The organism is Skermanella sp., from assembly GCF_059503625.1.
This window is the reverse complement of record NZ_JCACHA010000279.1, coordinates 1-3,038: the sequence shown is the minus strand read 5'-3', so window position 1 is coordinate 3,038 and position 3,038 is coordinate 1. Positions and strand designations below refer to the sequence as shown.

At 63.8% G+C, this 3,038-nt stretch carries 2 protein-coding genes and 1 pseudogene; 1 reads left to right on the top strand and 2 read right to left on the bottom strand.

The window, feature by feature from the left end:
* Positions 1-578: pseudogene (locus AC5JJ6_RS06525) on the top strand (hypothetical protein); the annotation flags it as partial.
* 60 nt (positions 579-638) lie between these two features.
* Here AC5JJ6_RS06525 and AC5JJ6_RS06520 read toward each other — a convergent pair.
* Positions 639-1,709: a fatty acid desaturase gene (locus AC5JJ6_RS06520; RefSeq protein ID WP_496041260.1), complete on the bottom strand. Its 1,071-nt coding sequence runs from the start codon at positions 1,707-1,709 to the stop codon at positions 639-641.
* Positions 1,710-1,923: 214 nt separating this feature from the next.
* A complete protein-coding gene (locus AC5JJ6_RS06515) occupies positions 1,924-2,838 on the bottom strand; it encodes a DMT family transporter (protein WP_496041259.1) in 915 nt (304 codons plus the stop codon).
* Positions 2,839-3,038 lie beyond the last annotated feature (200 nt).

Below are 3,038 nucleotides of genomic sequence, written 5' to 3'. Positions count from 1 at the left end.
AGGGAACCGACAGGAACGACCTGATCGACGGTGGTTCCGGTCATGACACGATGACCGGCGGCAAGGGAGACGACACTTACATAGCCGGCAGTCCCTACGACAAGGTGGTCGAGAAAGCCGGCCAAGGCACCGACTCCGTCAATGCCTGGGCTGACAGCTATGCCCTTTCCGACGACGTCGAGAACCTCTATGGCATGAAGTCCAGCGGCATGGCGCTGACCGGCAACGGCCTGTCCAACATCGTCAAGGGCGGTGCGGGCAACGACACGATCACCGGGGGCGGCGGGGCCGACCAGCTGTGGGGCGGCGGCGGACGCGACACCTTCGTGTTCAAGGCGCTGTCCGACAGGGGCGATGTCGTGATGGACTTCAGGGTGTCGGAGGACTTCATCAACTTGCGGCCCCTGCTCTCCTCCGACGGCGATCTGGATATCGAGGTCGTCGCCAAGGGGTCGAACGCCGTTGCCGTATGGGCCTATCACGACGGCGCCGTCGACGAACTGGTCACCCTGATGGGCGTCAACTCGTCCGACATCGCCGCGATGCAGCCGGGCAAGGCTGCGTGGCTGCTGGTCTGAAAACGAAAACGCCGCCCCGGAAGGCGGCGTCGTAGAATGAGGGTGACGGCGGATCTTCGCTCAGGCCGTCCGGGTCCGCAACTCGCAGAACCGGATCATCCGGCGGCTTTCCTCGTCCCACAGGGCAAGGCTCACCGTCTTCAGACTCTCCCACAGACCTAGGGACCGGACCCGCTGTAGATCTGGGATCGACATGTGGCAATCGCGCAGACGGTAGTTCGGGATCTTGGACGACAGGTGATGCACGTGGTGATAGCCGATATAACCGGTCAGCCAGTGCAGCCAGCGCGGCAGATCGTAGAAGGAGCAGCCGTCCAAGGCGGAACAGTGGAAGTCCCATTCCTGCTCATGGTGCCACTGCACCCCGTCGAACTGGTGCTGGACATAGAACATCCAGATACCGATCGTGGCGGCCAGCAGGACCACCGGACCCCAGACCATCAGGACGTTGGTGAAGCCGAAGACCAGCGACGCGGCGGTCAGGCCCGTCAGGATAGCTACATTGGTGCCCAGTACGCTGAACCAGGCGGTCCGGTCGTTCGTTCCTTCACCGATCGCGATGCGGTGGCGGACCAGGAACATGAAGGCCGGACCGATGCCGAACAGCACGATGGGATGACGGTACATGCGGTAGCGTAGGCGTCCCCAGCGCGACAGCGCCAGGTATTCGCGCACGGTCAGCGTCGTTATGTCGCCGACGCCGCGCTTTTCCAGGTTGCCGGAGGTGGCGTGATGGATCGCGTGCTCGCGCTTCCAGTAGCCGTAGGGGGTCATGGTCAGCACCGCCAGGACACGGCCGAGCCAGTCGTTGGCGCGGCTGGACCGGAACAGGCTGCCATGTCCGCAGTCGTGCTGGAGGATGAAAGTCCGTACGAGGAAGAAAGCGGCGGGAACCGCCAGCAGCAAGGTCAGCCAATACCCCACCTGAAGGCTGAACCCCATCAGAACGAGGATCGCGGCGAGCGGTCCGAGAGTCGTCCCGATCTGCCCGACGCTCCGGTGCAGGATCGGTTGCTTGTAAGCCGCTAGGAGCTGGGCCCAGCGGCGGGCCGTCTGCTTCTTGTCGTGCAGGTCCGGCGGGGTACTCGTCGGCGCGCTTGCATAGAGCGCCCCGTCATTTTCGGGCAGCATGCAGTTTTCCTGGTGAGGGGAGCGGGTGATCCCGGCCAAGGGAGTGTTCGAAGATCTTCACACCGCGGTCATGGATGACGAATATGGAGCTAAATTGCCCATACTCGTACGACCATACCCTTTTTGAGCCAAATACGCACCAGGAGATATAGAGCGGAAACGCCATCTGACTACAATAAAGTGAGCAGGATTGCCGCACGCTACTGACCCGTCTTTATGCATTGCCGACGGCGCCTTTGTCTCGCCGTTCCTCCGCCAGCAGGTAGAGCCCGGACCCTATGATGATCGACGCCCCGGCAAAGGTCCACGGCGACGGCACGTGGCCGAACACCAGGTAGCCCAGCGCCACCATCCCGATGATCTGCGTATAGCCGAACGGGGCCAGGACGGACGCGGGGACGTGCCGGTGGGCAAGGATCAGCAGGAAATGGCCAAGGCCGCCGAAAACGCCGGTCCCCGCCAGCGTCAGCCAGGTGAAGAGGTCCGGCGGCGTCACCCAGACGGTGTAGAGCCAGGGCAGCAGAAGCACGGTCGGGAACGCCGCTATGACGAGCAGCATGCTGCCCGGCGATTCGGTGATCGCCAGCGAGCGGGTCATGATGAAGTATCCGGCGCTGCTGACGACGGAGGCCAGCGACAGCAGCACGGCCCAGTGGACTTCGGCGATGCCCGGACGCGTCACCACGAGGATGCCGACGAAGCCGACGGCGATCGCCGCCCAGCGCTGCGCACCCACCGTCTCCTTCAGGAAGACGACGGACAGCAGGGCGATGCACAGCGGCGCCAGGAACTGGATCGTGACGGTTTCCACCAGTTGCAGGTAGCGCAGGGCCAGGAAATTCAGCCCCGTACACAGCGTCAGCAGTCCCGCCCGAATCAGCTGGGCAACCGGCCGCGACGTCCGCCACGCCGAGCGCGACCGCCACGGGTTGAGGAACACCATGGCAAGAGCGAAGTGGATCGCATACCGGAACCAGACGACCTCGACCGTCGGGACGTGCTGGCTGCTCAGCTTCGCCAGCGTGTCCAGGAAGCAGAACAGGGTGACGGCGGCGATGATGAGGCCGATCCCCTGAAGATGCTGGCTGCGGACAAGGGCGGCTTTATCGATCGCCTGGGTTTCCGTCACGCGCATTTTCCATCGGGTCCCGGGTCATCGGATCTCAGAGTGACGCCGACAGGATTCGGCGGCAACTGACGGTTACGATGTTACCGCTGTCAGTCCACTCCCGCAACCGGGAGGAACGGCGCGCTGCCATGCCTCCGGCGCAGGGACGAAGCCGGGACCGTGTTTCGTCAGCGCAACGACCAGACCGTGTTGGGAGAGCC

Bases quoted from the DNA above. Each gene is read 5' to 3' on its own strand.
- AC5JJ6_RS06520 (WP_496041260.1), bottom strand. From the start codon at position 1,709: ATGCTGCCCGAAAATGACGGGGCGCTCTATGCAAGCGCGCCGACGAGT.